The organism is Bacillus sp. 95MFCvi2.1 (assembly GCF_000374965.1).
Classification (GTDB): Bacteria; Bacillota; Bacilli; order Bacillales; family Bacillaceae_G; genus Bacillus_A; species Bacillus_A pseudomycoides.
Genome location: NZ_KB895726.1, coordinates 1 through 25,887, shown reverse-complemented (window position 1 = coordinate 25,887; position 25,887 = coordinate 1). Strand labels below are relative to the sequence as shown.

Here is a 25,887-nt window from a genome sequence, read left to right as displayed (position 1 = left end):
CCTCCTTGGGGGATTATATTAAAGGGTAATACCCTTTGTTAATTGTTTCGCTGCACCTTCATCTGTAATTAGAATCGAAGTGTGCCCTTGTTTAATTACAGCCTGTATTGCTTTTGCTTTTGAAGATCCTCCAGCGACTGCAACAACGTGAGATACATGATGTAAATCTTTTAGCTGCATACCTACTGTTTGTACTTTATGAACGACATTACCTTGTTCATTGAAGTAATAACCGAAAGCTTCGCCTACTGCTTCACTTGCTTTAATTTTCATCCAATCTGCTTCTGAAGTATTTCTGCGCCGTGCCATTGTTAACGCATCACCAATTCCATGAATGACGATATTGGAAGATCGAATCAACTCAAGAACTTCTTTCACGGAAGGCTCTGTCACAATAGACGCATATGCTTCGCTACTTACATGGTCTGGAACATACAATAAGCGATAATTACTCATCGTATTTTGTGCCATCTTCGCACAAATGGTATTGGCCTCTAATTCGACACCTTCTCCAATTCCACCACGCGCTGGGACAAATAGCATATGTAAATCTTTGCAATCTAGTTGCATCATGTCCGCAGCAGCAGCTAGCGTTGTTCCTCCAGCCACAGCAACGATATTATTCGCTGTCAGATGGTCTTTTATACAAGTCACACAAGCACGGCCCATCTCCAGTTTGACCCAGGGTGATTCATCACTATCACCAGGGACAACGAAAACTTCATCCAAGTCTAATGTTTCCTTAAGTTGTTTTTCTAAAACCTTTAACCCGGAAATTTCTTTCATAAAGTCTTCCAAAGCAAGAACCACAGTTGTTCCTTCTTCTGTTAAAGTCATTCCAGAAGAGGCGACGTGAACTAAGTTTTGTTCTTTCAAAACTTGTACTTCACTTCGCAATACTCGTTCTGTCATACCAAGACTTGCAGATAAATTTCTTCTGCCAATCGGCTGCATGAGACGAATGTGCTGAAGAATTTGCATTCTCGTTTGCATAACAGGTAGCAGATCAGGTAATAATTTTTTTGTATTTTGAATCCATGAGCGCATATCTTTTCTCCTCACTGCATCGGTTCATTTTCCCTCGTGGTCACTTTGTGTCCCGTAGTGACATTTTATGTCCCACTAGGTTTAAAAAAATAATCCCTGCTACGTTTATTATTGTAACAGGAGATAGAAACTTATTCAACTCTTAACTGCATTCTTTATATAGTTTATTATGACATCTTTGTGAATGACACCGCATTCCGCCTGTTTTCCGTCAATTTCCACAACAGGAATCATAATTTGATACTTTTCTAAAAGCTCATCATCTTCATATATATCTATTTCCTCGATTTCAAAAGAATATTCATGTTGCACTTCTTTCAACAGCTGTTTTGCCTTCTCACAAAGGCCACAATCCGTTTTCGTATATAAAACAACCTTCATCTTCTTCACCTATCCAATTGTTTTTCGAAGAGAAGAAGCAGGAATATTCATTTGTTCTCGATATTTCGCAACCGTTCTTCTTGAAATAACGATTTCATGCTCTTCTTCTAACAATTTTGAAATTTTTTGATCTGAAAGTGGTTTTTTCTTGTTTTCTTTTTCTACAAGCGCTTGCATCAATTGTTTAACACGCTTTGTAGAAACAGCCTCATCTTCTGTTGTAACCACTGCGTTACTAAAAAATGACTTCATTTCAAACAATCCGTGCGGCGTTTGTACATATTTATTACGGGTAGCACGGCTAATTGTAGATTCATGTACACTTAGTTCTTCAGCTACTTCTTTTAAGGAGAGTGGCTTTAAGTACTCTGGCCCCTGCCAAAAGAAATCACGTTGTTTCTTCATAATGATTTCCATCACTTGCAAAAGCGTTTGTTTCCGTTGCTTTAAACTGCGCATAATCCACTGCACATGCTGGTACTTCTCAGATACATAAGAAGCAACCTCACTTTCACTATTATGAAGAAGTGCACTATACTCTGAATGAATTTCAATCCTTGGCATGTTACGTTCATTCATTTGTAAAACGAGACGATCGCCGTCTTTTTTAACAGCCATATCAGGAACAATATAAAGCGGTTTTTCAGAGCTAAACGCAAGCCCTGGTTTTGGCTGAAGCGATGTAATACAATCAACAGCTGATTGTAATTCTTCATTATTACATTTCATAACATGGATAAGTTTCCGCCAATCTTTCTTAACAAAATACACGAAATGTTCATCCACAATCATTTCTGCCAGCTCATCTCGTTTTTGTAAGCGCTTCAATTGAAGTGATAGACACTCCTGAATATTACGCGCTCCCACCCCTGCTGGCTCTAATGACTGGACAAGCTCCATAGAACAGTCCACTACATCAATATGTGCTGCAAGTAGTTCTGCTAATTCTTCATTGGTTTCTTGTAAATAACCATTCTCATCCATGTTCATAATGATGAAAGAAGCTGCTTTTCGCTGCTCTTCATCTATTTTATAATACTGTATTTGATCTAATAAGTGTTGCTGAATCGTTGTCGAATCCACACTGTAAATTTCCATTTGATTATTAACTTGTTTGCTTGTACTTTTACTTTTGCTTGAACTCTTTTTCTTCTCCCTCTCAAAGCCGCCTAACTCAATAAGGGGATTCTCTAACGATTGCTCATACAAAAACTCCGATAATTCCTGCACATTATATTGGAGCATTGTAATCGCTTGTCTTAACTCTTGTGTCATGGCCAAACGTAAGCTTTGTTCTTGTAAAAGACTTGCCTTCAATCTAATCTCCCCCTTGTTTCTATTGTACAATAAGTTTCCTAAAAGGAGAATCCTGCGCAGATACCCATTCCAAATATTATTAATTTATATGTATTAATGAAATTTACATCTTACAACTGAAAAATGGATAATATTGAAAGAAAACAATAAAAAATATATATAAATACAAGTTGAAGAACTGACATAAAACCTTTCTTTTGGGATGGAAGAGATAATCCGATCATACGTAGAAGCGGTCAGTTCCTTTTTTAGCCCCTTGCCAAGCGAACACAAAAGGAGAAAGTGCGTGGAGACCTCCTTTTCTGTTCATAGCCCCGGCTTATAGGCTTGAAAATCCAAATGAATATATAGAACATTTTTATTACCATGTACTAATAGTAAATCTTATGAACAGATATAACAAGAAGGAAATAAAAAAGTCCTAACCTACAAATGTAAGTTAAGACTTTTTGACGCGCCCAGAGGGATTCGAACCCCCGGCAGACGTGGTACCGGAAACCACCGCTCTATCCGACTGAGCTATGGGCGCATAAACGATATATTGGTAATTATATCTTCTTATGTCAATGTACGCAACTACTATCATATAAAAAAGCTCTCCTCACTATTTCTTCAAAAACAAATCGTCAATCCTAAATTTGGTAATTATATTTTTGGGGCTACTCACAAATTATAATCATTGAATTCATATTCTTAAGGAGGCTTCATTCAATGACTGTAATTACAAAATTAAAACAAACTGTTTCTGGATTAAAAAGTGCGCAAGCAAGCTTAGAGGGGTTCGCTCTTGATACGGACAACCAACAAGCAAAACAGCTTTTCCAAACAGCTGCACAACAAACACAATCTATTATTGATTCTTTAAACCCACGTGTTGATGAAGTTCAGCAAGAAGAGCCTCAATACGGACAACAATAAGTGAAAGTACTATACCATCTCATGGCACTCACTTTTTGAGAAACAGAAAAAGGATGATTCCATATCATCCTTTTTCACTCAGATTACATAAAGCAATAGAAATGGAATGATCGTAATGCGAAAACTTGGAATCATAACCGCGTTATTCGTACTACTACTCAGCTCATTTACCGGCTGTGGTAGTAGTCCATTAGATAAAAAAGTAAAAAAAGAAGAAGCGAAACGAACAGAGGAAAAGAATGGTCCAAAGTTAACGAAGATGAGTACAGAATCCTTTAATCAGTCTATCTCTCAAGAAGCAAAGAAGAAAGTACTTGCTATGGAGGAAATAATAAAAGCCACAGCCGTTAACTCCAACTTAGATCTTTACATAGCTGTCAAACCAGAGCATCACGAAAGATTCGGTTTAAAACCTCTGCGCACCAAAATCAAAAAACAATTGAGCGATGAGTATCCTACTTTCAATATTCAAGTAAGTACAGATCGAAAAATTTTCATGCTATTAGATAACCTGGAGAACAAAATTAAGAAAAAAGAAGTAAACAAGGATCAGATCAAAAAGCAATTAAAACTCATTCAATCAGAAGTGAAATCCGATACGTAATTGTACGTTTTCTAAAAGAAAAGGAAGGATCCAAATGTCCAGTAAAGACAAAAATTTAACACCTGTACAACAGGAATATAAAAAATTTGCACAACAGCGCGAACCGAAACGGCCTGTTTTAAAAAATTGTATAAAAGCTTTTTTTGTTGGCGGTCTTATCTGTTTTATCGGCCAACTCATCTCTACCTTTTATATCACCTATTTCGATTTCACTGAAAGGTCTGCAGGAAACCCAACAGTAGCGACACTCATTTTCATCTCTATGTTGCTAACTGGATTCGGTGTGTATGACCGTCTTGGACAATTTGCTGGCGCTGGTACAGCCGTACCGGTTACTGGTTTTGGCAATTCTGTTATCGCCGCATGCATCGAACACCGAACGGAAGGCTTTGTCCTTGGGGTAGGTGGCAACATGTTTAAATTAGCAGGATCCGTTATTTTATTTGGTGTATTTTCTGCTTTCGTAATCGCTCTTATTAAAACCATTCTTGTTCAATGGGGAGGCTTGTAAATGTTACAAGGACACCGAACATGGGTATTTGAAAATAAACCAGTTATCATCTCAACAGGTGTAGTCGGTGGGCCATTTGAAGCAAAAGGAAAAATCCCTGAAGACTTTGATACTCTTCATGAAGATTTATGGCTCGGACAAGATTCTTATGAAAAGGCGCATAAAATTTTATTTGAAGAAGCTTGTAGCCGTGCAACGGAAAAAGCAAGACTTCGTAAAGAAGATATTCAATTTGTACTCGCCGGAGACTTAATTAACCAAATTACACCTTCAAGCTTTGCTTGTCGTACACTTGGCACTCCTTATCTTGGATTATTTGGTGCTTGCTCTACTTCTATGGAAGGCCTTGCTCTCGGTGCAAGCATTGTAAATGCAAAAGGTGCAAAATATTTATTAACAGGTTCATCAAGTCATAATACAGCCGTGGAAAAACAATTCCGCTATCCAACTGAATACGGCGGTCAAAAACCACCTACCGCTCAATGGACCGTAACTGGTGCTGGTGCAGCGCTTTTAAGTAGTACAGGAGATGGACCGCGTGTGACATCCGCAACAATTGGACGGATTGTTGATATGGGCTTAACTGACCCCTTTAACATGGGAGGCGCGATGGCTCCAGCTGCTGTCGATACAATCGAAGCACATTTACGCGATATGCAAATTGATGCATCTCACTATGATTTAATCGTAACGGGCGACCTAGGTCATGTCGGACGTGAAATTTCCTATGATTTACTGCATAAGCACGGAACAAAAGTAAAGAGCGAGCAATTTCAAGATTGTGGATTGCTCATTTATCGGGAAGGCCAACCCGTATTAGCTGGTGGAAGCGGGGCAGGTTGTTCAGCAACAGTCGTATACGGACATTTATTAAACCGAATGAAGAAGGGTGAGTTCAAAAGGATGCTTGTCGTAGCGACCGGCGCTTTATTGTCTCCTCTTACATTTCAACAAGAAGAAACCATTCCGTGCATCGCCCATGCCGTATCGATTGAATTTGGAGGTGTAGAACAATGATATTTTTCTGGGCTTTTGTCATCGGTGGACTCATCTGCGTAATCGGGCAGCTTATGTTTGATGTCGGTAAGCTCACGCCCGCTCACACAATGGCAACACTCGTTGTTGCTGGTGCTATATTAGATGGATTTAATTTATATGAACCACTAATCGATTTTGCCGGAGCTGGGGCAACCGTTCCGATTACAAGTTTCGGAAACGCCCTTGTTCATGGAGCAATGGCAGAAGCGGCAAAGCACGGGATCGTCGGCGTTATAACAGGTATGTTTAAAGTAACAAGTGCTGGTATCTCCGCAGCCATTATATTCGGATTTATCGGCGCATTACTATTTAAACCAAAAGGATAAGAGGTGTTCCCATGACTGTTGTTGCTAGTATAAAAACATGTCTCGCTAGTTTAAAAGGTGCACAAGCAAGTTTAAGTACCCTTTCACAAGACGCGGCTGACGAAGAAGCAAAACGCGTTTTCCATGAATGTATGTTAGAAATGGATAGTGTTATCGCTGATTTAAAGAACAGAATTTCGATGTTAGAACGGGAAGAACCACAATATAAAGGATTTTAGGCAAACTGGAGGGAATTTATATGCCTCACATTCACATACCAGAATGGCCACTTGTCATTATACGTTCTTTATGTATCTTGATTATTTTATTCGCTATCACAAAATGGCTTGGAAAAAGACAAATCTCTCAGCTTTCTTTTTTCGAATACATAGCCGGTATGACAATTGGTGATATCGCTGCTGAAGTATCGACTGGGCTAGAACAAAACTTTTTCCACGGTGTTTCCAGTATACTTGTTTTTGCGATCGTACCTTTTTTCGCTGGACTTGCTTCTTTAAAAAACAAAACAGTAAGAGACTTCTTTGAGGGAAAATCTACTGTTTTTATAAAAGATGGAAAAGTACTCGAAGATAATTTGAAAAAGGAAAAATATACAAGCGATGAATTACTCGAACTCCTTCGTAAAAAAGATGTATTCAACATAGCTGATGTTGAATTTGCTGTATTAGAGCCAAATGGCGAATTAAACGTCTTATTGAAAAAGGATAGACAACCACTAACCGCAAAAGACATCGGACTAAAAGTGCCGAACGAAAAGGAAACACATACAGTAATTATGGATGGCAATGTACTAGATGAACCACTTTCAGCTAGCGGTCATAATCGCGCTTGGCTTCACATGGAGTTAGAGAAGATTGGAGTTGTAATAGAAAATGTCTTTCTTGGACAAGTCGACTCTTACGGACAACTTACTGTCGACATCTATAATGACAAAATCCAAATGCCTTCGCCTCAAAATAAGCCATTGCTATTAGCTTCTTTAAAAAAATGTCATGCTGATCTTGAATTATTTTCTTTAGAAACAAAATCGAAATCAGCAAGTCAAATGTATAGCAAAAATGCAAAACAAATCGAACATGTTTTAAATAAAGTAACCTACCTCTTAAAAGAATAGGAAACAAAAGGACGCTTCTACGAAAAAGGCGTTCTTTTGTTTTTTGCGAATACTATACTTCTCCTATTACGTTTAAATTTATATAATTCGGTTATGATGTTGAAGATACATAAGCAGGGAATTCCAAAAACATAGCGAATAAATCATGATACAACTACATATTTTTTTGATTTAAAGTGGTTTCGTTTGACCTTTATTGACCATAATTGTATTATAAGACTAAGAAAGCTTTCAAAGGAGGAAATAACAGATGAATTTAATTCCTACAGTAATTGAACAAACAAATCGTGGAGAACGCGCTTACGATATTTACTCTCGACTATTAAAAGACCGCATCATTATGCTTGGTAGCGCAATTGATGACAACGTAGCAAACTCAATCGTTTCCCAGCTTTTATTCTTGGAATCTCAGGATCCAGAAAAAGATATTCACATCTACATCAACAGTCCTGGCGGTTCTATCACAGCAGGTATGGCAATTTACGATACAATGCAGTTTATTAAACCACAAGTATCAACAATTTGTATCGGTATGGCAGCATCTATGGGTGCTTTCCTACTTGCAGCAGGTGAAAAAGGAAAACGTTATGCACTTCCAAACAGTGAAGTAATGATTCACCAACCACTTGGCGGAGCACAAGGTCAAGCGACTGAAATCGAAATCGCTGCAAAACGTATCCTATTCTTACGTGAAAAATTAAACCAAATTCTTGCTGATCGCACAGGTCAACCATTAGAAGTTCTACAACGCGACACAGACCGCGACAACTTCATGACAGCAGAAAGAGCACTAGAATACGGCTTAATCGATAAAATCTTTACAAATCGTTAATATACTTAAAAGCGGAAGCGGCTCGTTTAGAACAGGAGGGCGTTGGAATCCCTGATTCCGAGGCGCTTTTTGCCTCGAATGAAGGGGTGAAACGACCGACTGTTTTAGCCGCTGGAGCTGGATATCACTAAAAGCGGAAGTGGCTCGTTCAAAAGAGCCGCTTCACAAAAAAAAGCTATCGTACATGCGATAGCTTTTTTCTTATAAAGTAGTGGCTAATTCTACGAAAGAACAGATTAAGAGCAATATGTTTCCAAAAGTAGAAAGGAATTCAATATTATGTGTAGTCTCCATAACATTGCTTTTAGTTTAATATCCCTACCCATTTACTCGATATATTCTCTAAAAGCCAACTTATTTTCAACTATAATCTGCTTATTTCCAATTGATGTCATAAATCCTAACTCTTCAAATTTACTTAATTTACGACTAATTGTTTCTCTTGTCATTCCGATATAATTTGCCATTTCTTCTCGTGTTAATGGTAAGTTTATAAGTATCCCCTCATCAGTATCTTTACCATACATTTCACAAAACTCTAGAAGTATATAAGCAATTCTAACTTCCGGATCATTTGTTGCAAGATTGTGTGCTAAATTCTCCGTATGTGCTAACCGTTTTGTAACTGTTTTTAACAATTTTAATGCAATACCAGGATTTCGTTCCATAATACTATCCATATCAGCTTTTGTTAACATACAAATTTTTGTATCTTCTATAGCATATGCACTAAAATTACTCTTCTCATCACAATTAAATATATTTAGTTCACAAAAACATTCACCACTTGTTAAAATATGCAAAATTTGCTCTTTCCCTTGAAGAGTTAATTTGGATAGCTTTACTTGCCCCTGATTAATAATAAATAATGTATCTGACTTCTCCCCTTCATGAATTAATGGTTGTCCCTTTTTAAATTGCTTATGTTTTGTCATTGAAGCTATCTTTAAAATTTCTTCGTCAGATAAGGACTGAAAAATAAGAACTTTTCTCGGACAAGGCTTCAACACATTTTTATGATAATCATTTTCTTTCATATTATCTCACCTAGTTTTACATATATTAAGCGTAACTTTAATCAACAAGAATCCTCTTTATCCTCCAATGATTATTCCGGGCTTTTACAGACAGCTTATCTCTAGCCTTACTTCTCTACTTTTGCTGAATTTTAATCGTATCTACATTATTATAGCTTTTCCTAAAGTCCTCACGTGTGACCCCAATCACTTAAAAACTCTTTCCTTATAAAAAAGTAACGAGAGATTAAATAATCTTCTCGTTACTTTTTGTACTATTCTTCTACTGGCGCAAAATGTTCAGTATCTTCTCCACATACCGGACACACCCAACCTTCTGGTAAATCTCCAAAACTTGTTCCTGGTTCTATATTTTCATCCGGATCTCCAATTTCTGGATCATAAATATAACCACATGGTAAACAAATATATTTTTTCATTATAATGCCTTCTTTCTATTACAATATTAAGATTGTAGTTTCTCTTTTACCTTGCTCATTATTTCACTTATATTCATATTTTTCATATCAATCTCTTTCAATGATACTTGTTTTTCAATAGCGGATTTGTATGGGATAGATGCAACTACTCCTCCTAATGAGATAACACCTACTATTTTATTATCTTTAATAAACAACCTTGTATATTTCTCTTTACCATCCTCTTCAACAATTGTTGTATCACATTGTTTTTCATCAATACATCCAATTGAGAATAAAGATATATCAAACGCATTAAAGATTGTAACTGGAATTGCTTTCTTGTAAGTAGCAGGAATAGAAGCCATGTTACTTCCTGCAATTTTCCCTTGATCCATTGCTCGTCCCCATAGACCGTCAATTTCACCATCTACCTCTGCTACATCCCCAGCAGCATATACAGATTCTACACTCGTTTCCATCTTCTCATTGACAACAATACCTCTATTTATGTGGATAGGAGTATGATTCACTATTGAAATGTTAGGAGTGATTCCAATTGAATATACAACACTATCACAAACAATTCGTTGATCACCATTCACTTTAATTCCAGTTACTACTTCTTCTCCAAGAATAGAATCAATAGTAGTGTTTACATATACCTGTACACCTGCACTTTCAATTTTTTGTTTTAATAAAAGAGACGTTTTTTCATCTAATTGTCTTCCCATTAATTTATCAGTAACTTCTACAATAGCTACTTTTTTACCAGCTTTCACGATAGACCAAGCTGTCTCCAATCCTTGTACGCCTCCACCAATGTTTACAATACTCTTTTTACCTTCTAAACATGTTTTAAAGTTATCCGCGTCATGCATGTCTCTAATAGTAAAGACATTTTTTTTATTTATTCCATCTATTTGTAACTTCTTATTATTTGCACCTGTACAAATTAATAGTTTATAATAAGCAATTTTCTCATTATTTGCTGTAACAATATGTTGCTGTTCTGTATCAATTTTTACTACCTTTGTATTTGTGAAAACTGATATATCATTATTTTGATACCACTTTTCTTTTTTGATTACAACTTTTTCGCTATGCAAATCTGAGTATAGCTCTTTTGATAGCTTAATTCTGTTATATGGTAAAGATGGTTCTTCACCAAAAATGAATATATTTGAATCCTTATCATGATCTCTAACTGTTTTTGCAGCATTTACAGCAGCTACTCCGCTTCCGATAATAACAAAAGTCTTTCCCATGTCTTCACCTACGTTTTTCTATTAAATAGAGCTTAATAATAAGTCTGTAACAAATGTTGTTGCATGTTTGATTTGTTGTGTTTTTTCTTCACTCTTTGGAGAGAATCTTATACGAATAGGAAATTCAACATGAGTCATACCTGTAGATTTAATAACATTTGATGTACTTTGTACATTCATGTTTGTTTCACTTAGGTAATCTTGTACTACCTCAATTGCTTCACCACTCCAACCATATGATCCGAATGCAGCTGCAATTTTCCCTTCTAAGTTCATTTCCTTCATTTCTATTAAAATTTCTTCTAAGTTTCCAATCATATCTGCGTATTTAGTTGACGATCCGATGAAGACTGCATCTGCTTCTTGAATACTTTCTAGAATCTGAGCTTTATCCGATTTATCAGCATTAAATACTGTTACTTTAATATTATCTGCCTCGAATGTTTCTTTAATGATATTCGCGATTTTTTTCGTGTTGTTTTTAATGGTTGCATATACAATTGTTACTCTTTTACCTTGTGTTGTATCTTTACTCATTTCTACATATAAATCGATATATTTTTGAACATCTTGGCGTAAAATGTACCCATGAGACGGAGCAATCATTTGAACATCTAAGTCTTTCAATGCTTCCATTAACGTTCTAACATATCTTCTATGTGGATGAATGATCGCATTATAGTAGCCTATGAAATCTTCCGTAATATCTTCATTCACTTCATCGTTAAAGAATTCATAATTCGCTACATGAGTACTGAAAATATCACATGGGAATAAAATTTTATCCTCGATACAATACGTGATCATTGTTTCTTCTGTATGAAGATATGGGGTTTCTTTAAATTTCAACGTTTTTCCACCAATATCTAATGTATCTCCATCTTTGACGACTAAGAAATTTCTGTGATGCAATTTGTACATTTCCTGCAACTCAGGTACTGCAATTTCTGTGCATACAATTGTAGCTTTTGTAGCCTTTGAGGCTAATGCTGCCAAGCCACCTGAATGATCTGGCTCTGTATGATTTACTACGATATATTGAATTTCTTGTGGATCAATTAATTTACTTAAACATTCTACAAATTCTCTTCCAAACTCTAGATCAACTGTATCAATCACTGTTGGTTTTTCAGTTTTTAAAAGATACGCATTATAAGTTGTTCCTTTTGCTAAAATCAAACGATGAAACGGTACTTCCCTATCATCAATCTTTCCAACCCAATATATATCTTCTGTTAGCTTCACTTCTCTATCCATATTGTTTCACTGCCTTCCAAATGGTATCTGTTAACAACAACTGTATTATAAAAATTTTCCTAAGATAAAAAGATGACTGGAATCACATTTTGCAAAACTAAATAAAAAAACACCTTAGCGAATGGGAAAGGTCTCCTTCACTAAGGCATCTTGAATAACGTATTTATTTTGTAGCTACAAGCACTAATGCTGATTTATTAGGTAAATAAGCCTCTTTCTCAAAATTACCGAAAGTTTCTATAGTCCGAAAACCAGATTCTTTTAACATAGGCAGTAATTCCTTTTTCGTAATAGGATATAACGAAATACTATTTGATAATTCTTTATCATCTACATTCAATATTGCAGTAAATAATACTTTTTCTCCTTCTAGCGTATAATTACGCTTAAACGAGAAATGTTTCTTCTCTAGCACCGGAAATTGTAAATTATTTTCATCTAATACTTTTTCATAATTTACAATTTGAATCATTAGTTTTCCGTTTGCTTTTAATTTTTCATAAGCGCCACAGATAAAATTAAAGATTTCTTTCTTATTATCCAAATGAGCCAGTGTATTTCCAATACAATAAATACCATCAAATACTCCAGGCACATTTTCAATTTGTTGCATCCCAAATGTATTTACACTAAATATCCCTTCGTAAACTGCAGCTTTCTTCCGAATTTTTGCAGCCAGCGCTTCCTCTGGTTCCATCGCAGTAACGGCAAACCCCTTTTCAATTAGTGCTTGGGCTACATTACCCGTTCCTGCGCCTACATCCAGTATAGACCTACCTTTTTGTAAATAAGAGACTATAAAATTTATTTGTTTCTCATTTGCAGGAAAAATTTCATCATAATATGGTGTTAACATTTGATAGAAAGTCATTATTTATACAGCCCTTTCAGTATCTAGCATTCAAATCACAATCAATTACTACCCGCAAATAGCAGGATAATATATATGAAATGTAAAAAAGTTATTTGAATCAGTTCCCTTATCAAAATATTACTGAACCATCACCAACTTATTTTAATAATTATGAGAAATTATTACAGTAAGGCTTTGGCTAACAGCATTGCTGTAATAAAAAAGTAAATCGAATTTACAATCTCTAAAATACCCAATTTTAAAATTGAAATATTTCTACCATAAAATATTATGGATCGTACTAAGCTTGGTATAAAGATAATGCTAAACCACGGTGATACAATTAAAGTAATAATCATGAGTAAAGAATGGTAACCCCACGAAACCAAACGATACATTGGATTCTTTTTCTCACGAATCATTGATTTTACATAAAACGTACTTCCCATAAAATATAAAAATGATATCACTGCAATTACACATGCTTTCTCATCAACTGTTTTCATTGTGAAATAATAACTAATTATTCCACCTATACAAAACAAAATAATAGCAAATATATCATTTAACAAAGCTCGTTCGTTTTTTTGACGTGAATAATAAATATTTATGAAAAAGCATGGAAGCATAACAATGGAGAACAATAAAATACGCCATTCATATATAAGAGCAACAATCGCGAACACACAGGCCACACTAAAATAAAGAAAGAAATAATATAGGTAATACTTCTTCCTTGGTTGCTTTACATACATTAGTAAAGGATACGTAGCTAAGTATACGAATAACCATGCAAAAAAAAGCGGAATATGGTACCACGTCCCTTTACCAATTAAAACGCCCAAAATAAATGGAATAAGTAACATTCCCCATGCTCCATGCTGCTTTGGAATAATTAACTTCATTCTTTCGACACTCTCCCCCAAAGTTTTGATCAATAATGTCATACGTGCTACATACAAAAATATTTCAAATGTTTTTATAATGCTTTGCTACTGAATCAAACAAAAGGATCGAGATCAATATTTATATAAAATAGATTCCCTATATCCTCTTTCATTAAAGATAAGCCATGTTCAAAAAGGATACTGTGAGTAAAATCACTGCATTATTTTTTCTTTGCAATTTTAAATTTATATAAAAATCACTAATGATAAAATTCACTCATTATAAGTGATTTATATCACCACATGAACGCTAAATTATCGATATTCTTAACCCAGATCAAACATTTAAACTTTATGGAGGTATTCATATGAAACATATTTTTACCAAAGATTCCGTTATTGGTGATATTGTTACACAATTTCCAAAGGCAAGTGACCTTTTCAAATCATATAGAATAGATTTTTGCTGTGGTGGTAATAGACCCATTATCGATGCTATTAATGAAAGAAATTTATCCTCAGAAGAAATTTTAACAAAGTTAAATACGCTCTATCATGAAACAAAACAATTAAACGAATCTGAAATTGATTGGAAAACAGCTTCGTATAGTGAATTAATCGATTATATTGTGAATAAACATCATCGCTATTTGAATGAAGAATTACCGTTGTTAAGCCCCTACGTAACAAAAGTATTACGCGTTCATGGAGCAGGACAACCACATTTAGCTCAAATTCATAAGCTATTCCATGAATTAAAAACAGAATTAGAGCAACATTTAATTAAAGAAGAAACAGAAGATTTCTCTTTGATTTTAGCATTTGAACAAAATCCAACTGATGAAAATTATATGAAATTACGCAAAGTAGTAGATGAATTAGAAAATGAACACAACCACGCTGGTGATATTATTAAAGAACTTCGTAAAGTTACAAATGACTTTACTCCTCCAGTAGGCGCTTGTGGCACTTATCGTCTTGTCTATCAACGACTTGAAGCTCTTGAATCTGATTTATTCGAGCATATACATTTAGAAAATAACGTTTTATTTCCACGTGCAATTGCACAAGCTTAAATAAGAAGAAAACAGGATAATTGAAAAGAGGAATAACGACCTCTTTTCAATTAATCCCGTTTTATCCCGCATTAACAGGCCGACATCTGCATTCATGAAAAGCGTATACCTCCATCTTCCTCTCTTATTTTTCACAAATCTTACAAGTTCCAATTTTGTTTTTGGAATTCATCTCACCTTCACCAAAAGTATGATTTTTATCACTGCTTCATTTTTCTATTTAGGATACATTAATAAGAAAAGCACTATCTTTTGGATGATGTTAGGAGTGATGAATACATGTCAGAAATAATAAAAAAACACTTACAGGGCGTTTCCCTCTTTAAAGAACTTTCAGAAGAAGAAATTCAACCCATTGTGGAAATTTCACGAATGCGAATGTATAAAGCAAAATCATTTGTATTTATGCAGGGTGATACACTTGACCGAGTATTTTTTATTCACTCTGGCAAAGTGAAAATTCAAAAAACAGATACATCTGGCAAAGAACAAATTGTTTCTATACTTCAAGATGGAGAAATGTTTCCTCACTCTGGCTTCTTTCGAAAAGGTTCATTTCCTGCTCATGCTGAAATTCTTGAAGATGCCCAATTAATTGTCATTCCTATCGTTGATTTTGAGATGATTTTAATTAAGTACCCTGAATTATGTATTAAATTATTTAGAGTTCTTGGAGAGAAAATCGTAGATCTTCAAAATAGATTAGAAGAACAAATTCTTCATGACACATATGCGAGAATTATTATGCTACTGCTACGCCTATGTAAGTCAAATGGTGTACAGATAGATGAAAAATATAAAATAACAACCCATTTTACGAACCGAGAGCTCGCCAACATGATTGGAACATCAAGAGAAACTATGAGCCGAACCATTACTTACTTAAGAAAAAATGAACTAATTGCTACGGATGGAGATGGTCATTTCCTTATCGATCTAAACAAATTGGAAAATGAAATTATATAATCTGATCCCAAGCTGTCCTAAATCAATATTCTATTCGAAGTCATCACCCTTTCATTAGTGATACTCCCATCAGTGGAGGCTCTCCATCCTCCACTGATGGCGATCCTTCATGACAGCTTTTTACAAGACTGTGCACTCTGCTCTAACTTCCTTTTTCCCTTTAAATCTTAATATCGCAATGTTACTAATTGAGAATAGTAAGATAAAAGCAAAAGTGACAAACTTGTTAAAAAGAAAGAATGTGTGATTTGACTCACAATTCTATCCCTACCTTTATGTTACATTGTAATTGAAAATTACTATCATTTGTTTTCGAGGTGAGAATAATGACAAAGTTAATTGATTTTCATCAAACTGTTTATGATTTAACTACCCAATACCCTGAGATCATCCCTCTTTTAAAAGATCTTGGCTTTGAAAATATAACGAAACCTAATATGCTTCAAACAGCCGGCCGTATAATGACAATTCCAAACGGATGCCGAATGAAAGGAATTTCACTTGATACAGTAAAGGAAAGTTTTAAAAATAATGGATTTCACATTAACGAGTAGAGGAGAATTCTTATGAGCGAAATCATTAATAACAGGGAACAAGAAAGTATAAATAACTCTGAACGACAAACAGTCTTAAAGACTATTATTAAAGATCTTCATAACGGAAAAAATATTGAAGATGTAACAGCTCAGTTTCAAGAAGCGATCGGAAATATTACCGTAGCAGAAATTTCAAAGCTCGAACAGGCACTTATGGAAGAAGAAGGAATTCCAGTTGAAGAAGTCCAACGCTTATGCTCCGTTCATACAGCTGTTTTTAAAGGATCCATTGAAGAAATTCATCAATCTAATAAACAAGAAGAGCAACCAGGCCATCCCATTCATACATTTAAAATGGAAAACAAAGAAATCGATCTACTTGTGAATTTCAAACTTCAACTTCACTATGAACGTTTTGAAAAAGAAGATAGCGAAGAAAATATTTATAAACTAATAGAAGACTTAAATTTATTAATCGATGTTGATAAACATTATAGCCGGAAAGAAAATCTACTTTTCCCTTATCTAGAGAAATACGGCATTTATGGACCAACTCAAGTTATGTGGGGCGTTGATGACAGAATTCGTGCTGCTATTAAAGAAGCAAAACAAAAATTAGTAAATTATAATCAAGATAAAAAATCAGTCTTAGACAGCGTTTCCTTCGTCATCCATGACGTAACTGAAATGATTTTTAAAGAAGAAAATATTTTATTTCCGATGGCCCTTCAAACTCTTACAGAAGATGAATGGCTAAAAATCGCTCATGAAAGTGATGAAATTGGCTACTGCTTAACAAGTCCTACAAGTACATGGAAACCAGAAAGAAATATGATCAAAGAAGAAGCCCTATCCGAAGGCCTGATTCGTTTTGAAACAGGTATATTATCTTTAAAACAGTTAGAACTAATGTTAAATCACTTACCTGTTGATATTACATTCATTGATGAAAATGATGTTGTGCGTTACTTCTCTCATGGAAAAGAACGAATCTTTGCTCGTACGAAAGCTGTCATTGGTCGAACAGTGCAAAACTGTCATCCACCAAAAAGCGTTCATGTCGTTGAAAAGCTCTTAGAAGATTTCAAATCTGGAAAAAAAGATTGCGAAGATTTTTGGATTCAATTTCAAGATAAATATGTATATATTCGTTACTTCGCAGTGCGAAATGCAGATGGAAAATATATAGGAACTGTCGAATTCACACAAAACATTCAACCAATTCGTGAGCTCCAAGGAGAAAAACGGATTCTTTCATAATTTATATGAGAATGATAAAGTAAACTCATTAACGATTCAACACAACATATCGACCATTCACAGTAAAAAAGCTATCGCTACATGCGATAGCTTTTACTGTTTATTTTGCACATAAGCAGCCAACGCTTCTAAAGCAGCTTCTGCATCTGACCCTTCTGTTATAATCGTTACGTTACTGCCAGATCCAATCGCTAAGCTCATAATTCCCATTATGCTCTTCGCATTGACTGTTTTACCATCTTTCTCAATGAAAATATCAGCATGAAAACGATTCGCCTCTTGTACAAACAACGCAGCCGGACGTGCTTGCAAGCCGTTTTTTAATGCAACCTCAACCTGTTTTTGAACCATAGCTCCATTTCTCCCCTTTACCGTTATTTTTTTGCTACCGGTTCCCCCGCGCGTAATTTCTCTGCAATTTCATCGATTTTACGCAAGCGATGATTGATACCTGATTTACTGATTTTTCCCCCAGATACCATCTCGCCTAATTCTTTCAATGTTACATCTTGATAATTAATACGTAATTGTGCAATCTCGCGCAGTTTATCTGGCAAGACATCCAGTCCCACCGTCTCATCAATGTAACGAATATTTTCGATTTGCCTTAAAGCAGCACCAATTGTTTTATTTAAATTAGCTGTTTCGCAATTCACTAAACGATTGACCGAATTACGCATATCACGAACAATACGAATATCTTCGAATCTTAACAACGCATTATGTGCACCAATAATGTTTAAGAACTCCGTAATTTTCTCCGCTTCTTTTAAATACGTAATATACCCTTTACGCCTTTCCAACGTCTTACTATTTAAATCAAATCCGTTCATCAGTTCACATATAGAATCATTATGTTCCTTGTATAGCGAAAAGACCTCTAAGTGATAAGATGATGTTTCTGGGTTATTTACTGAACCACCTGCTAAAAATGCACCTCTTAAATACGATCGTTTACAGCATTTCTTTTCAATCAATTCCTGTGAGATATTGCGAATAAATGAAAAGTCTTCTCTTACAATATGCAAATCCGCTAATATTTCACGTGATTTTTCAACAAGCCGAACGATATATACATTATTTTTCTTAAGTCGCATCTTTTTACGAACAAGTAATTCTACCGTTACGTCATATCCTTTTTTCAGCAATGTGTAAATTCTTCTGGCAATTGCTGCATTTTCTGTTTGAATATCAATCGAAAGACGACGGTTTGAAAAAGAAAGTGATCCGTTCATTCGAAGCAATGCTGATAACTCCGCTTTCTCACAGCACTCCTTCATCTCAAGCTTTGTCAGCTCTTTCTTTGTTTCTGATGCAAATGACACAGCCCCACCTCCTTATACGATATTTGGGAACAACAATTTTGTCCTATATGAATGAGTAGCGTTATCTCATAAAGAGATAACGCATGCTTATAACAACGAATATAAAATAGAAGCTAGTTTTAATGTATCATGTCTTACAACTTGATCATCATACTTTGCTAATTCATCTTGAATTAAACGAATCTTACTTTCAGCAAAACGATCTTCATCAACCACAACAGGTTCAGACAGCTCTTTTGCATACAGTTTACGTAATTCAGCAGGAATATCATGATTATTTACAATCGCTGTATCGATGAAAGGTGCTCCAAGATGATCATGCAAAGCTTGCACATGATCAAATGCTGTATACCCCATCGTTTCACCGGCTTGTGTCATGACATTACATACATATACCTTTTTCGCCTTTGCAGTAAGAACAGCGTCCCCGATTTTTTTCACGATTAAATTCGGTAAGATACTTGTATACAAACTACCAGGACCAAAAACAAGCAAATCAGCCCGCTGAATCTCCATCAATGTCTCAGACAGTGGTTCTACATCACCCGGTGTTAAAAACACACGATTAATCTTTTTCCCAAAATACGGGATTTTCGATTCGCCTGTTACAATTTGCCCATCTTCCAGTTCTGCATGAAGCACAACACTTTGGTTGGCCGCTGGTAAAACACGCCCTCTTACATTTAACACTTTACTCGTTTCTGTAATGGCATGGAAAAAGTCTCCTGTAATCGACGTCATCCCAGCTAGCAATAAATTACCTAATGCATGACCCGTTAAACCTTCTCCGGATGTAAAACGATGTTGAAATAAAGCTTCCACAAGCGGCTCTACATCTGATAACGCAACAAGTACGTTACGAATGTCGCCTGGTGGTGGAATTTCTAACTCATCACGCAATCTACCTGAACTGCCACCATCATCAGCTACTGTAACAACCGCTGTAATATCAACAGGATATTTCTTCAATCCTCTTAATAAAACAGATAGTCCAGTTCCTCCTCCCATGATGACAATTTTAGGTTTTCTCTCTTTTTTCATCCCCTAATGGCCCTTTCTCTTCTCCACATCACGATGAGATACATGAACGATATATTCTGGTTTCAAATGTTTTCCAAGGTATTCTGCAAGCGTAACAGAACGATGTTGCCCACCTGTACATCCAATTGCAATTACAAGTTGACTCTTACCTTCTCTTTTATAATGAGGAAGCATGAAAGTAATGAGATCCGTCAGCTTTTCTAAAAATTTATGTGTTTCATTAAATTTGAGCACATATGACGAAACTTCTTCATCCAGTCCTGTTAAAGGCTTCATCTGTGGAATATAATATGGATTTGGTAAAAAACGAACATCAAATACTAAATCAGCATCAATCGGAATACCGTACTTAAATCCAAATGACATCACATTTACACGAAACGCTTGCTCATTTTCTGTTGAAAACAGATGAACAATTTTCTCGCGCAATTCTTTCGGTTTTAACTCAGACGTATCGAGTACAATATTAGCTCTTGCCTTCATGTCTGTTAATAAATCACGCTCTGCCTCAATCCCTTTTAACGGCAAACCAGTCGGCGCAAGCGGATGCGAACGTCTCGTTTCTTTGTAACGCGTTACAAGCGTGCTATCTTTCGCATCTAAAAATAAAATATGAGGAATGATCCAAGTGCGTTCTGATAAATCATCAAGCGCTCCCCATAAATGTTCAAAAAATTCGCGGCCACGTAAATCAATACCAAGTGCCACTTTATTCATTTTCCCTTTCGAGTCTGCCATAAGTTCAACAAACTTCGGCAATAACATCGGTGGTAAGTTATCTACACAAAAATATCCTAAATCTTCAAAACTTTGTAAAGCTACTGTTTTTCCTGCACCGGACATTCCTGTAATAATTACCATTTTAATATCATTATTCGCTGTCATTGTATCCCCTCCTTGACGGTTTAGCTCGGATCCAATCGATATGAAAGTAATTCAAAATCTGGTGTATATACAAACGTACCGTAGATTATTCCATTTCCTTTAATTAAATAATCAATAATGTGATAATCTCCTGGTGCCATTGCTAACTCATCAATTTTATCAAATGTATGCCAGCCAATGATGCCTTCTTCGCTTTCCAATTTGTTTTCTCCTGCAAAATCTGTCGCTAAAAAGGAGAACATCATCCATTCAGAAACAACTTTATCACCTTCTTGAATGACAAAAGTGAAGACCCCCTTTAACGCTGGGTTCTTTAAATAAATACCTGTTTCTTCACGATATTCGCGAACAACGGAATCTCTTACTGTTTCACCGCGTTCCATTTTCCCGCCCGGTGCAACCCACCAGTTCCGACGAGGTTTTTGTAATAGGAGAACTTCATTATCTTTGATTAACACACAGTTTGTTACTCTTTGCATGTTTCTTCACCTCAGCTACTTATGATGAATTTCTTCATCACATACTCATTTCATTATACTATCAAAAACACTTTGTCACAATGAAGGAGCTCCCGGCCTAAAGAAACAAAAAAGCGATGGAAATTAATTCCCATCACTTTTGGATTACAAAATAGAATCCCTCACAATTGGCATATCTTATACGCAATATACAAAGATCAAGTCAAATCTTTAACTCATTATTTGGTAAGGAGACGTAAATCCTTATTGATCATCCACAATAATATACGCTGTTCTGATTGGCCCATGTACACCTACGACGAGATTCATTTCAATATCTGCACTATTTGACGGACCAGAAACGAAATTCACACAAGCTGGCAATTTGTCTCCCGCTTTATTTTGATGGTGAATGACTTTTGTAGCCTGGGTTAACCTTGGCACAATCGTACTTTTAGGAACAATTGCAATATATGACTCAGGAAGAAGACTAACGTGCCTTCCTTTTAATCCATCATTAAATAGAACAACGGTTCCTGATTCAGCAAGAGCGATATCACTGAACGTAATGCCAAGGTCAGCAGCTTTCGCAAATTCTATGTTCTCTTCTTTATGATCTAAGCCCCACTTACGAAAATGCATTGTACCTTCATTGCTTAAAAATTGACTGAGACCATATTCCTCAAACCGTTCATCATTAGAATACACAGCAGATTGAATATTCCATTCTGTGAGAAAAGATTGTAATGTTTCAACAAGCCTGGCCTTTGTTGTTCGCTTAACTTGTGTATGGATTACCTCGCATTGCTCTATTAATTTCAATACAAGTTCATCTTGTGTTAATCCGTCAAAAACAGTCCACTGCGGAGAAAAAGACCAGTTCGGTTTTTTTACTGCTTCCGGACGTTTTCTGCCAAGCTTTTCTGATAATTGGAATAAAAATTCCTCACGATTTTGGATGGCCATTATCGTTCTCCTTTTCACGTTTTTTAAACCAATCTCTAAACGGTTGTTTTTCTGGAACTGGAAAATCTCTCGCATCCGTCCAAGCTTTTAACGGACCGATTCCACGCTCGATCTTGTCCCCTTTTGTAAGAGGCTTTAATGCATACGGAGCGGTCTTTGCAGCAAGAGAAAATAATCTGGAGCTATTCACCGCTTTTTCAAAACCTTTCATAGCAACGTTCCAAGCCACAGGTGATTGTTTCGCTTCTTCTACAATGTGGCGGCGATGTTTAATTAACAAATCGTGTAACGGTATTTTCACTGGACACGCTTCTGTACAAGCTCCACAAAGGCTAGATGCATAAGGTAAATCTTTATATTCATCATATCCTCCTAAAAGTGGTGTCAACACAGCTCCAATCGGTCCTGGATAAATGGAGCCATACGCATGTCCACCGATATGCCGATATATGGGACATACATTAATACATGCCGCACAGCGAATGCACTGAAGGATACTTTGAAATTCTGTTCCTAAAATATTAGAACGACCATTATCAACAATGACTAAATGAAATTCCTCAGGTCCGTCTGTCCCACCGGGCTCGGTTAATCCTGTAATATAACTGGTTAACTTTTGTCCTACAGAACTTCGGCATAGAAGTGTTACTAATACATCAAGCTCTTCCCATGTTGGAACAATACGTTCCATTCCCATAACTGTAATTAACGTTTTCGGAAGCGTCGTGGTAAGTCTTGCATTTCCTTCGTTTGCCACGATAGAAATAGACCCAGACTCTGCAACAGCAAAGTTACATCCTGTCACCCCTACATCCGCTGTAAAAAAATCATCACGCAAATAATCCCTTACAAACCTCGCCATTTCCGTAGGATCAGATGTTCCAGTATAATCTAACTTTGTTTTAAATATTTCACAAATGTGTTCTTTATCCTTATGAAGACACGGAACAACAATATGTGATGGAGGATCGTGGTCGTTCACTTGCAGAATAAATTCGGCAAGGTCCGTTTCTAACACTTCTCCTCCAGCCTCTTCAATCGCTTCATTTAAACTAATCTCTTCCGTTACCATAGATTTTGATTTCACAATTTTTTTCGCGTTTTTCTTTTTTACAATCCCTTTTACATATTCCCTTGCGTCTTCTGCAGTCTTTGCAAAATAAACAAAACCACCATTTTTCTCAATATTTTCACTCAGTTGATACAAATAATAATCAAGGTTTTCTAATGTATGCTTTCGAATTTCTTCCCCTAAAGCTCGCCATTCCTCCCAATTCCCAAGACTCTCAGTAGCTTTTAATTTCTTGTCTCTAAGACCATCTTGCGCTTTCCTGACAGCCTGTCTCATGAATTGATCCCCTATACCTGTTTCAGCACGCTTATGAAAAGGATGATTCCCAATTTTCATTCCCATCTTTATATCCCCCCTCTTATTTTCGATCTTCATTTAATACTTGAGCAATATGCTTTACATCAATTGGATAACCATTGCGTGTTAAACGTCCTTTTATATTCATTAAGCAGCTACAATCCATCCCGATTAACAGTTCTGCACCGGTTTCCATAATATGCTTTACTTTTTCATCGACCATTTGCTCAGAGATTTCTGGCATTTTCACTGAGAATGTGCCCCCAAATCCACAGCAATCATAATTATGCGGTAACGAAACAACTTCCAGTCCCTTTACACATTTTAATAATTTTTGCGGCGGTTCCTTAATCCCCATTAATCGGCTCATATGGCAAGATGTATGAACCGTTGCTTTTTTATGAAGCTCCGCACCTAAGTCTTCTTTCCCTAATACTTCAACAAGAAACTGTGTGAATTCATACGTTTTATTTGCAAGTTCAGTAGCTTTTTTCTTCCACTCTGCTTCACTTTCAGAAAATAAACTAGAAAACTCGTGAACCATCATAGCGCAAGATCCTGATGGCGCTACAACATATTCCGAATTAGCAAAAGCTTTAATCATATGTTTTGCAGCTGTTTTTGTTTCTTTATGATAACCGCTATTATAAGCAGGCTGTCCGCAGCAGGTTTGGTCTTTAGGGAAATCAACTTCACACCCTAAATCTTCAAGAATTTCCACAACATCTTTTCCTACTTCTGGATAAAAAACATCTGCAACACAAGTGATAAATATTGACACTTTCATATTTGACACCCCCAAATAAAGTAAAGTAGCCCGTCATGAATTGTACTTTTACAGGTGTTTTACTTTCCTACCTAATGTTAAGAGGCAAGATAAAGCAGAAAAGTAAGCTCAAGTAACTTTTTCACCAAAACGATCGCTTTCGTATATTCTTGGTAAAAAATACAAAAAATATAAATACAAATAACAAAAAAAGTGATTGAGAGCCATCTCTCAATCACTTTTTCTTACTAAAATACGATACAATCGCAAACCCTAAAATAAACGTAATAATAGAACTTACAATCGACATACCACCGGCTGGAATCCCAGGAAACACTACTGCAATCGATCCGATGACAAGCCCGATAATTGCAGCGAATGTTGCACTTTTAAAATGTGCTAATAAGTAGCTAATCCCTTTACTACTCACCACAAATCCAACCATAACACCTGCACCAATGACTGCAATTAGCGGTAGGTTTAATGCTGTTAATGCATTAATCGCTGTTGGATATACACCAATGATTAATAAAATAAATGATCCGCTAATCCCTGGAAGTAGCATAGCCATACTCGCCATCCATCCTGCCAAAAATAGCCCAATTGTATTTAAAATTGTTAACGTAGTAATTGGATCTGCCGCTTTATCTGGCTTAAAGAATACTGTTACAGCTACAAGAGCCGCTGCAACGATTAGTATAACAATATGTCCTGCTTTAAATGTTTCCTTTGCATTCGCTTCCTTCATTAACATTGGTAAAATACTTAAAATTAAACCAAGGAAGAAAAACTGTGTTGGCTCATAATGATATTCCAGCAAATACTTAATCACATGACTTAATGTTAAAAGTGCCACCGCCACACCAGCAGCAAGCGGAATTAAAAAGCCTAAATGTTTTTTCCATTCACGACTAAAGAATCCGCTAATTGCCGCAAGCAACCTTTCATAAATCCCTAGTACAACAGCAATTGTCCCGCCGCTCACACCAGGAATTAAATCACTAACTCCCATACAAAAACCGCGATATATATTACGCCATTCCATACTGAATAAACTCCTCATTTCCCATAATCATTTTTTTCGTAAATTCTAGTATAACAATAACCATTTGTGTGCTCCATGAGAAATTTGACAAATATTTTACATTCCAAACGAAAAATAAAGAAAGCTACCTTCTATATGAAGTGACCCCTGTCAAGTAGACTGTATTCAAAAAGCACAACTAAGTAACCTGAGTTCTATATTTATATGGACTCAGGTTATTTAATTTCTTTTGAAATCTTTGGTGATTATAAAAGTGTATATATTTGCGCACGGCAAATTTAACCTCATCAGCTTTACGGAAAGAGTATAAATGAAAACACTCTGACTTAAAGTGGCTGAAGAAGTTTTCTATACAAGCATTGTCCCAACAGTTTCCCTTCCGAGACATACTAGCCTTCATCTGATA

The 25,887-nt window shown here is 35.9% G+C and carries 31 protein-coding genes and 1 tRNA gene; 12 read left to right on the top strand and 20 right to left on the bottom strand.

All coding sequences use genetic code 11. From position 1 onward, the window contains the following. Positions 1-18: 18 nt before the first annotated feature. The 4 genes from cggR to C568_RS0127225 all read right to left on the bottom strand — a co-directional run bounded on the left by cggR (position 19) and on the right by C568_RS0127225 (position 3,274). Positions 19-1,047 carry a gapA transcriptional regulator CggR gene (gene cggR / locus C568_RS0127240; protein WP_018783330.1) on the bottom strand — a complete coding sequence of 343 codons (1,029 nt, stop codon included), beginning with the start codon at positions 1,045-1,047 and terminating at the stop codon, positions 19-21. A gap of 135 nt (positions 1,048-1,182) precedes the next feature. After that, positions 1,183-1,428, bottom strand: a complete 246-nt coding sequence (locus C568_RS0127235; protein WP_018765089.1) for a glutaredoxin family protein — start codon at positions 1,426-1,428, stop codon at positions 1,183-1,185. A gap of 9 nt (positions 1,429-1,437) precedes the next feature. After that, positions 1,438-2,745, bottom strand: a complete 1,308-nt coding sequence (gene rpoN, locus C568_RS0127230) for an RNA polymerase factor sigma-54 (RefSeq protein ID WP_018765090.1) — start codon at positions 2,743-2,745, stop codon at positions 1,438-1,440. Between the two features lie 453 nt (positions 2,746-3,198). Continuing rightward, positions 3,199-3,274 (bottom strand) — tRNA-Arg (locus C568_RS0127225). Between the two features lie 182 nt (positions 3,275-3,456). Between C568_RS0127225 and C568_RS0127220 the strand changes: the two genes are divergently transcribed. From C568_RS0127220 to clpP, 8 genes are all read left to right on the top strand, one after another. Continuing rightward, positions 3,457-3,663: a DUF1657 domain-containing protein gene (locus C568_RS0127220; protein ID WP_003201925.1), complete on the top strand. Its 207-nt coding sequence runs from the start codon at positions 3,457-3,459 to the stop codon at positions 3,661-3,663. Between the two features lie 115 nt (positions 3,664-3,778). Beyond that, the gene (locus C568_RS0127215; RefSeq protein WP_018765091.1) at positions 3,779-4,267 is read left to right on the top strand and encodes a YhcN/YlaJ family sporulation lipoprotein; all 489 of its coding nucleotides are present in this window, start codon (positions 3,779-3,781) and stop codon (positions 4,265-4,267) included. Between the two features lie 34 nt (positions 4,268-4,301). Further along, the gene (gene spoVAC, locus C568_RS0127210; RefSeq protein WP_003201921.1) at positions 4,302-4,778 is read left to right on the top strand and encodes a stage V sporulation protein AC; all 477 of its coding nucleotides are present in this window, start codon (positions 4,302-4,304) and stop codon (positions 4,776-4,778) included. Then, positions 4,779-5,795, top strand: coding sequence for a stage V sporulation protein AD (gene spoVAD / locus C568_RS0127205; protein WP_003201920.1), 1,017 nt, complete (start codon positions 4,779-4,781; stop codon positions 5,793-5,795). Then, on the top strand, positions 5,792-6,142 hold the full coding sequence (gene spoVAE, locus C568_RS0127200; protein WP_016112492.1) for a stage V sporulation protein AE: 351 nt from the start codon (positions 5,792-5,794) through the stop codon (positions 6,140-6,142). The genes spoVAD and spoVAE overlap by 4 nt, the downstream gene beginning before the upstream one ends. Before the next feature lie 11 nt (positions 6,143-6,153). Further along, positions 6,154-6,360: a DUF1657 domain-containing protein gene (locus tag C568_RS0127195; RefSeq protein WP_018783329.1), complete on the top strand. Its 207-nt coding sequence runs from the start codon at positions 6,154-6,156 to the stop codon at positions 6,358-6,360. Between the two features lie 20 nt (positions 6,361-6,380). Then, positions 6,381-7,256 (top strand): DUF421 domain-containing protein, encoded by an 876-nt coding sequence (locus tag C568_RS0127190; RefSeq protein ID WP_003201914.1) that lies wholly within the window; start codon positions 6,381-6,383, stop codon positions 7,254-7,256. Between the two features lie 250 nt (positions 7,257-7,506). Further along, complete coding sequence (gene clpP, locus C568_RS0127185; protein ID WP_001049163.1) at positions 7,507-8,088, top strand: ATP-dependent Clp endopeptidase proteolytic subunit ClpP; 582 nt, start codon at positions 7,507-7,509, stop codon at positions 8,086-8,088. Between the two features lie 326 nt (positions 8,089-8,414). On the opposite strand, the gene C568_RS0127180 is transcribed toward clpP, so the two are convergent. From C568_RS0127180 to C568_RS0127155, 6 genes are all read right to left on the bottom strand, one after another. Further along, positions 8,415-9,125: a Crp/Fnr family transcriptional regulator gene (locus C568_RS0127180; RefSeq protein WP_018783328.1), complete on the bottom strand. Its 711-nt coding sequence runs from the start codon at positions 9,123-9,125 to the stop codon at positions 8,415-8,417. A 254-nt stretch (positions 9,126-9,379) separates the two neighbouring features. Further along, positions 9,380-9,544, bottom strand: coding sequence for a rubredoxin (gene rd, locus C568_RS0127175; RefSeq protein ID WP_018783327.1), 165 nt, complete (start codon positions 9,542-9,544; stop codon positions 9,380-9,382). A 26-nt stretch (positions 9,545-9,570) separates the two neighbouring features. Beyond that, positions 9,571-10,791: an NAD(P)/FAD-dependent oxidoreductase gene (locus C568_RS0127170; RefSeq protein ID WP_018783326.1), complete on the bottom strand. Its 1,221-nt coding sequence runs from the start codon at positions 10,789-10,791 to the stop codon at positions 9,571-9,573. 21 nt (positions 10,792-10,812) lie between these two features. Beyond that, the gene (locus C568_RS0127165) at positions 10,813-12,048 is read right to left on the bottom strand and encodes an FprA family A-type flavoprotein (RefSeq protein ID WP_018783325.1); all 1,236 of its coding nucleotides are present in this window, start codon (positions 12,046-12,048) and stop codon (positions 10,813-10,815) included. 163 nt (positions 12,049-12,211) lie between these two features. Further along, on the bottom strand, positions 12,212-12,919 hold the full coding sequence (locus C568_RS0127160) for a class I SAM-dependent methyltransferase (RefSeq protein WP_018783324.1): 708 nt from the start codon (positions 12,917-12,919) through the stop codon (positions 12,212-12,214). A gap of 164 nt (positions 12,920-13,083) precedes the next feature. Then, entirely contained in the window at positions 13,084-13,806 is a 723-nt protein-coding gene (locus C568_RS0127155; protein WP_018783323.1) for a YwiC-like family protein, read from the bottom strand. 350 nt (positions 13,807-14,156) lie between these two features. On the opposite strand from C568_RS0127155, the gene ric reads away from it, so the two are divergent. From ric to C568_RS0127135, 4 genes are all read left to right on the top strand, one after another. After that, the gene (gene ric / locus C568_RS0127150) at positions 14,157-14,864 is read left to right on the top strand and encodes an iron-sulfur cluster repair di-iron protein (RefSeq protein WP_018783322.1); all 708 of its coding nucleotides are present in this window, start codon (positions 14,157-14,159) and stop codon (positions 14,862-14,864) included. A 279-nt stretch (positions 14,865-15,143) separates the two neighbouring features. Next, a complete protein-coding gene (locus C568_RS0127145) occupies positions 15,144-15,830 on the top strand; it encodes a Crp/Fnr family transcriptional regulator (RefSeq protein ID WP_003201900.1) in 687 nt (228 codons plus the stop codon). Between the two features lie 326 nt (positions 15,831-16,156). After that, a complete protein-coding gene (locus C568_RS0127140; RefSeq protein ID WP_018783321.1) occupies positions 16,157-16,384 on the top strand; it encodes a DUF1858 domain-containing protein in 228 nt (75 codons plus the stop codon). 12 nt (positions 16,385-16,396) lie between these two features. Then, positions 16,397-17,626 (top strand): DUF438 domain-containing protein, encoded by a 1,230-nt coding sequence (locus C568_RS0127135; RefSeq protein ID WP_003201896.1) that lies wholly within the window; start codon positions 16,397-16,399, stop codon positions 17,624-17,626. A gap of 93 nt (positions 17,627-17,719) precedes the next feature. On the opposite strand, the gene C568_RS0127130 is transcribed toward C568_RS0127135, so the two are convergent. From C568_RS0127130 to C568_RS36590, 10 genes are all read right to left on the bottom strand, one after another. After that, positions 17,720-17,977, bottom strand: a complete 258-nt coding sequence (locus tag C568_RS0127130) for an HPr family phosphocarrier protein (protein WP_006096515.1) — start codon at positions 17,975-17,977, stop codon at positions 17,720-17,722. A gap of 23 nt (positions 17,978-18,000) precedes the next feature. Beyond that, entirely contained in the window at positions 18,001-18,951 is a 951-nt protein-coding gene (gene whiA, locus C568_RS0127125) for a DNA-binding protein WhiA (protein WP_003201892.1), read from the bottom strand. A gap of 87 nt (positions 18,952-19,038) precedes the next feature. Then, complete coding sequence (locus C568_RS0127120) at positions 19,039-19,992, bottom strand: gluconeogenesis factor YvcK family protein (protein ID WP_003201891.1); 954 nt, start codon at positions 19,990-19,992, stop codon at positions 19,039-19,041. A gap of 3 nt (positions 19,993-19,995) precedes the next feature. After that, on the bottom strand, positions 19,996-20,877 hold the full coding sequence (gene rapZ, locus C568_RS0127115; protein ID WP_003201889.1) for an RNase adapter RapZ: 882 nt from the start codon (positions 20,875-20,877) through the stop codon (positions 19,996-19,998). A 20-nt stretch (positions 20,878-20,897) separates the two neighbouring features. After that, entirely contained in the window at positions 20,898-21,356 is a 459-nt protein-coding gene (locus C568_RS0127110) for an NUDIX hydrolase (RefSeq protein ID WP_001190078.1), read from the bottom strand. Positions 21,357-21,599: 243 nt separating this feature from the next. Further along, entirely contained in the window at positions 21,600-22,301 is a 702-nt protein-coding gene (locus C568_RS0127105; RefSeq protein ID WP_018783320.1) for a LutC/YkgG family protein, read from the bottom strand. Continuing rightward, positions 22,282-23,715, bottom strand: coding sequence for a LutB/LldF family L-lactate oxidation iron-sulfur protein (locus tag C568_RS0127100; protein WP_018783319.1), 1,434 nt, complete (start codon positions 23,713-23,715; stop codon positions 22,282-22,284). The genes C568_RS0127105 and C568_RS0127100 overlap by 20 nt, the downstream gene beginning before the upstream one ends. Positions 23,716-23,731: 16 nt before the next feature. Next, positions 23,732-24,457 (bottom strand): (Fe-S)-binding protein, encoded by a 726-nt coding sequence (locus tag C568_RS0127095; RefSeq protein ID WP_003201880.1) that lies wholly within the window; start codon positions 24,455-24,457, stop codon positions 23,732-23,734. Between the two features lie 214 nt (positions 24,458-24,671). Beyond that, positions 24,672-25,481: a DUF368 domain-containing protein gene (locus C568_RS0127090; protein WP_018783318.1), complete on the bottom strand. Its 810-nt coding sequence runs from the start codon at positions 25,479-25,481 to the stop codon at positions 24,672-24,674. 178 nt (positions 25,482-25,659) lie between these two features. Next, entirely contained in the window at positions 25,660-25,881 is a 222-nt protein-coding gene (locus tag C568_RS36590; RefSeq protein ID WP_018782459.1) for an IS3 family transposase, read from the bottom strand. Between the last annotated feature and the right edge of the window lie 6 nt (positions 25,882-25,887).

Coding starts and splice junctions, on each gene's coding strand:
- cggR (WP_018783330.1), bottom strand. CDS start 1,047: ATGCGCTCATGGATTCAAAATACAAAAAAATTATTACCTGATCTGCTA.
- C568_RS0127235 (WP_018765089.1), bottom strand. CDS start 1,428: ATGAAGGTTGTTTTATATACGAAAACGGATTGTGGCCTTTGTGAGAAG.
- C568_RS0127220 (WP_003201925.1), top strand. CDS start 3,457: ATGACTGTAATTACAAAATTAAAACAAACTGTTTCTGGATTAAAAAGT.
- C568_RS0127215 (WP_018765091.1), top strand. CDS start 3,779: ATGCGAAAACTTGGAATCATAACCGCGTTATTCGTACTACTACTCAGC.
- spoVAC (WP_003201921.1), top strand. CDS start 4,302: ATGTCCAGTAAAGACAAAAATTTAACACCTGTACAACAGGAATATAAA.
- spoVAD (WP_003201920.1), top strand. CDS start 4,779: ATGTTACAAGGACACCGAACATGGGTATTTGAAAATAAACCAGTTATC.
- spoVAE (WP_016112492.1), top strand. CDS start 5,792: ATGATATTTTTCTGGGCTTTTGTCATCGGTGGACTCATCTGCGTAATC.
- C568_RS0127195 (WP_018783329.1), top strand. CDS start 6,154: ATGACTGTTGTTGCTAGTATAAAAACATGTCTCGCTAGTTTAAAAGGT.
- C568_RS0127190 (WP_003201914.1), top strand. CDS start 6,381: ATGCCTCACATTCACATACCAGAATGGCCACTTGTCATTATACGTTCT.
- clpP (WP_001049163.1), top strand. CDS start 7,507: ATGAATTTAATTCCTACAGTAATTGAACAAACAAATCGTGGAGAACGC.
- C568_RS0127180 (WP_018783328.1), bottom strand. CDS start 9,125: ATGAAAGAAAATGATTATCATAAAAATGTGTTGAAGCCTTGTCCGAGA.
- rd (WP_018783327.1), bottom strand. CDS start 9,544: ATGAAAAAATATATTTGTTTACCATGTGGTTATATTTATGATCCAGAA.
- C568_RS0127170 (WP_018783326.1), bottom strand. CDS start 10,791: ATGGGAAAGACTTTTGTTATTATCGGAAGCGGAGTAGCTGCTGTAAAT.
- C568_RS0127165 (WP_018783325.1), bottom strand. CDS start 12,048: ATGGATAGAGAAGTGAAGCTAACAGAAGATATATATTGGGTTGGAAAG.
- C568_RS0127160 (WP_018783324.1), bottom strand. CDS start 12,919: ATGACTTTCTATCAAATGTTAACACCATATTATGATGAAATTTTTCCT.
- C568_RS0127155 (WP_018783323.1), bottom strand. CDS start 13,806: ATGAAGTTAATTATTCCAAAGCAGCATGGAGCATGGGGAATGTTACTT.
- ric (WP_018783322.1), top strand. CDS start 14,157: ATGAAACATATTTTTACCAAAGATTCCGTTATTGGTGATATTGTTACA.
- C568_RS0127145 (WP_003201900.1), top strand. CDS start 15,144: ATGTCAGAAATAATAAAAAAACACTTACAGGGCGTTTCCCTCTTTAAA.
- C568_RS0127140 (WP_018783321.1), top strand. CDS start 16,157: ATGACAAAGTTAATTGATTTTCATCAAACTGTTTATGATTTAACTACC.
- C568_RS0127135 (WP_003201896.1), top strand. CDS start 16,397: ATGAGCGAAATCATTAATAACAGGGAACAAGAAAGTATAAATAACTCT.
- C568_RS0127130 (WP_006096515.1), bottom strand. CDS start 17,977: ATGGTTCAAAAACAGGTTGAGGTTGCATTAAAAAACGGCTTGCAAGCA.
- C568_RS0127120 (WP_003201891.1), bottom strand. CDS start 19,992: ATGAAAAAAGAGAGAAAACCTAAAATTGTCATCATGGGAGGAGGAACT.
- rapZ (WP_003201889.1), bottom strand. CDS start 20,877: ATGACAGCGAATAATGATATTAAAATGGTAATTATTACAGGAATGTCC.
- C568_RS0127110 (WP_001190078.1), bottom strand. CDS start 21,356: ATGCAAAGAGTAACAAACTGTGTGTTAATCAAAGATAATGAAGTTCTC.
- C568_RS0127105 (WP_018783320.1), bottom strand. CDS start 22,301: ATGGCCATCCAAAATCGTGAGGAATTTTTATTCCAATTATCAGAAAAG.
- C568_RS0127100 (WP_018783319.1), bottom strand. CDS start 23,715: ATGGGAATGAAAATTGGGAATCATCCTTTTCATAAGCGTGCTGAAACA.
- C568_RS0127095 (WP_003201880.1), bottom strand. CDS start 24,457: ATGAAAGTGTCAATATTTATCACTTGTGTTGCAGATGTTTTTTATCCA.
- C568_RS0127090 (WP_018783318.1), bottom strand. CDS start 25,481: ATGGAATGGCGTAATATATATCGCGGTTTTTGTATGGGAGTTAGTGAT.
- C568_RS36590 (WP_018782459.1), bottom strand. CDS start 25,881: ATGAAGGCTAGTATGTCTCGGAAGGGAAACTGTTGGGACAATGCTTGT.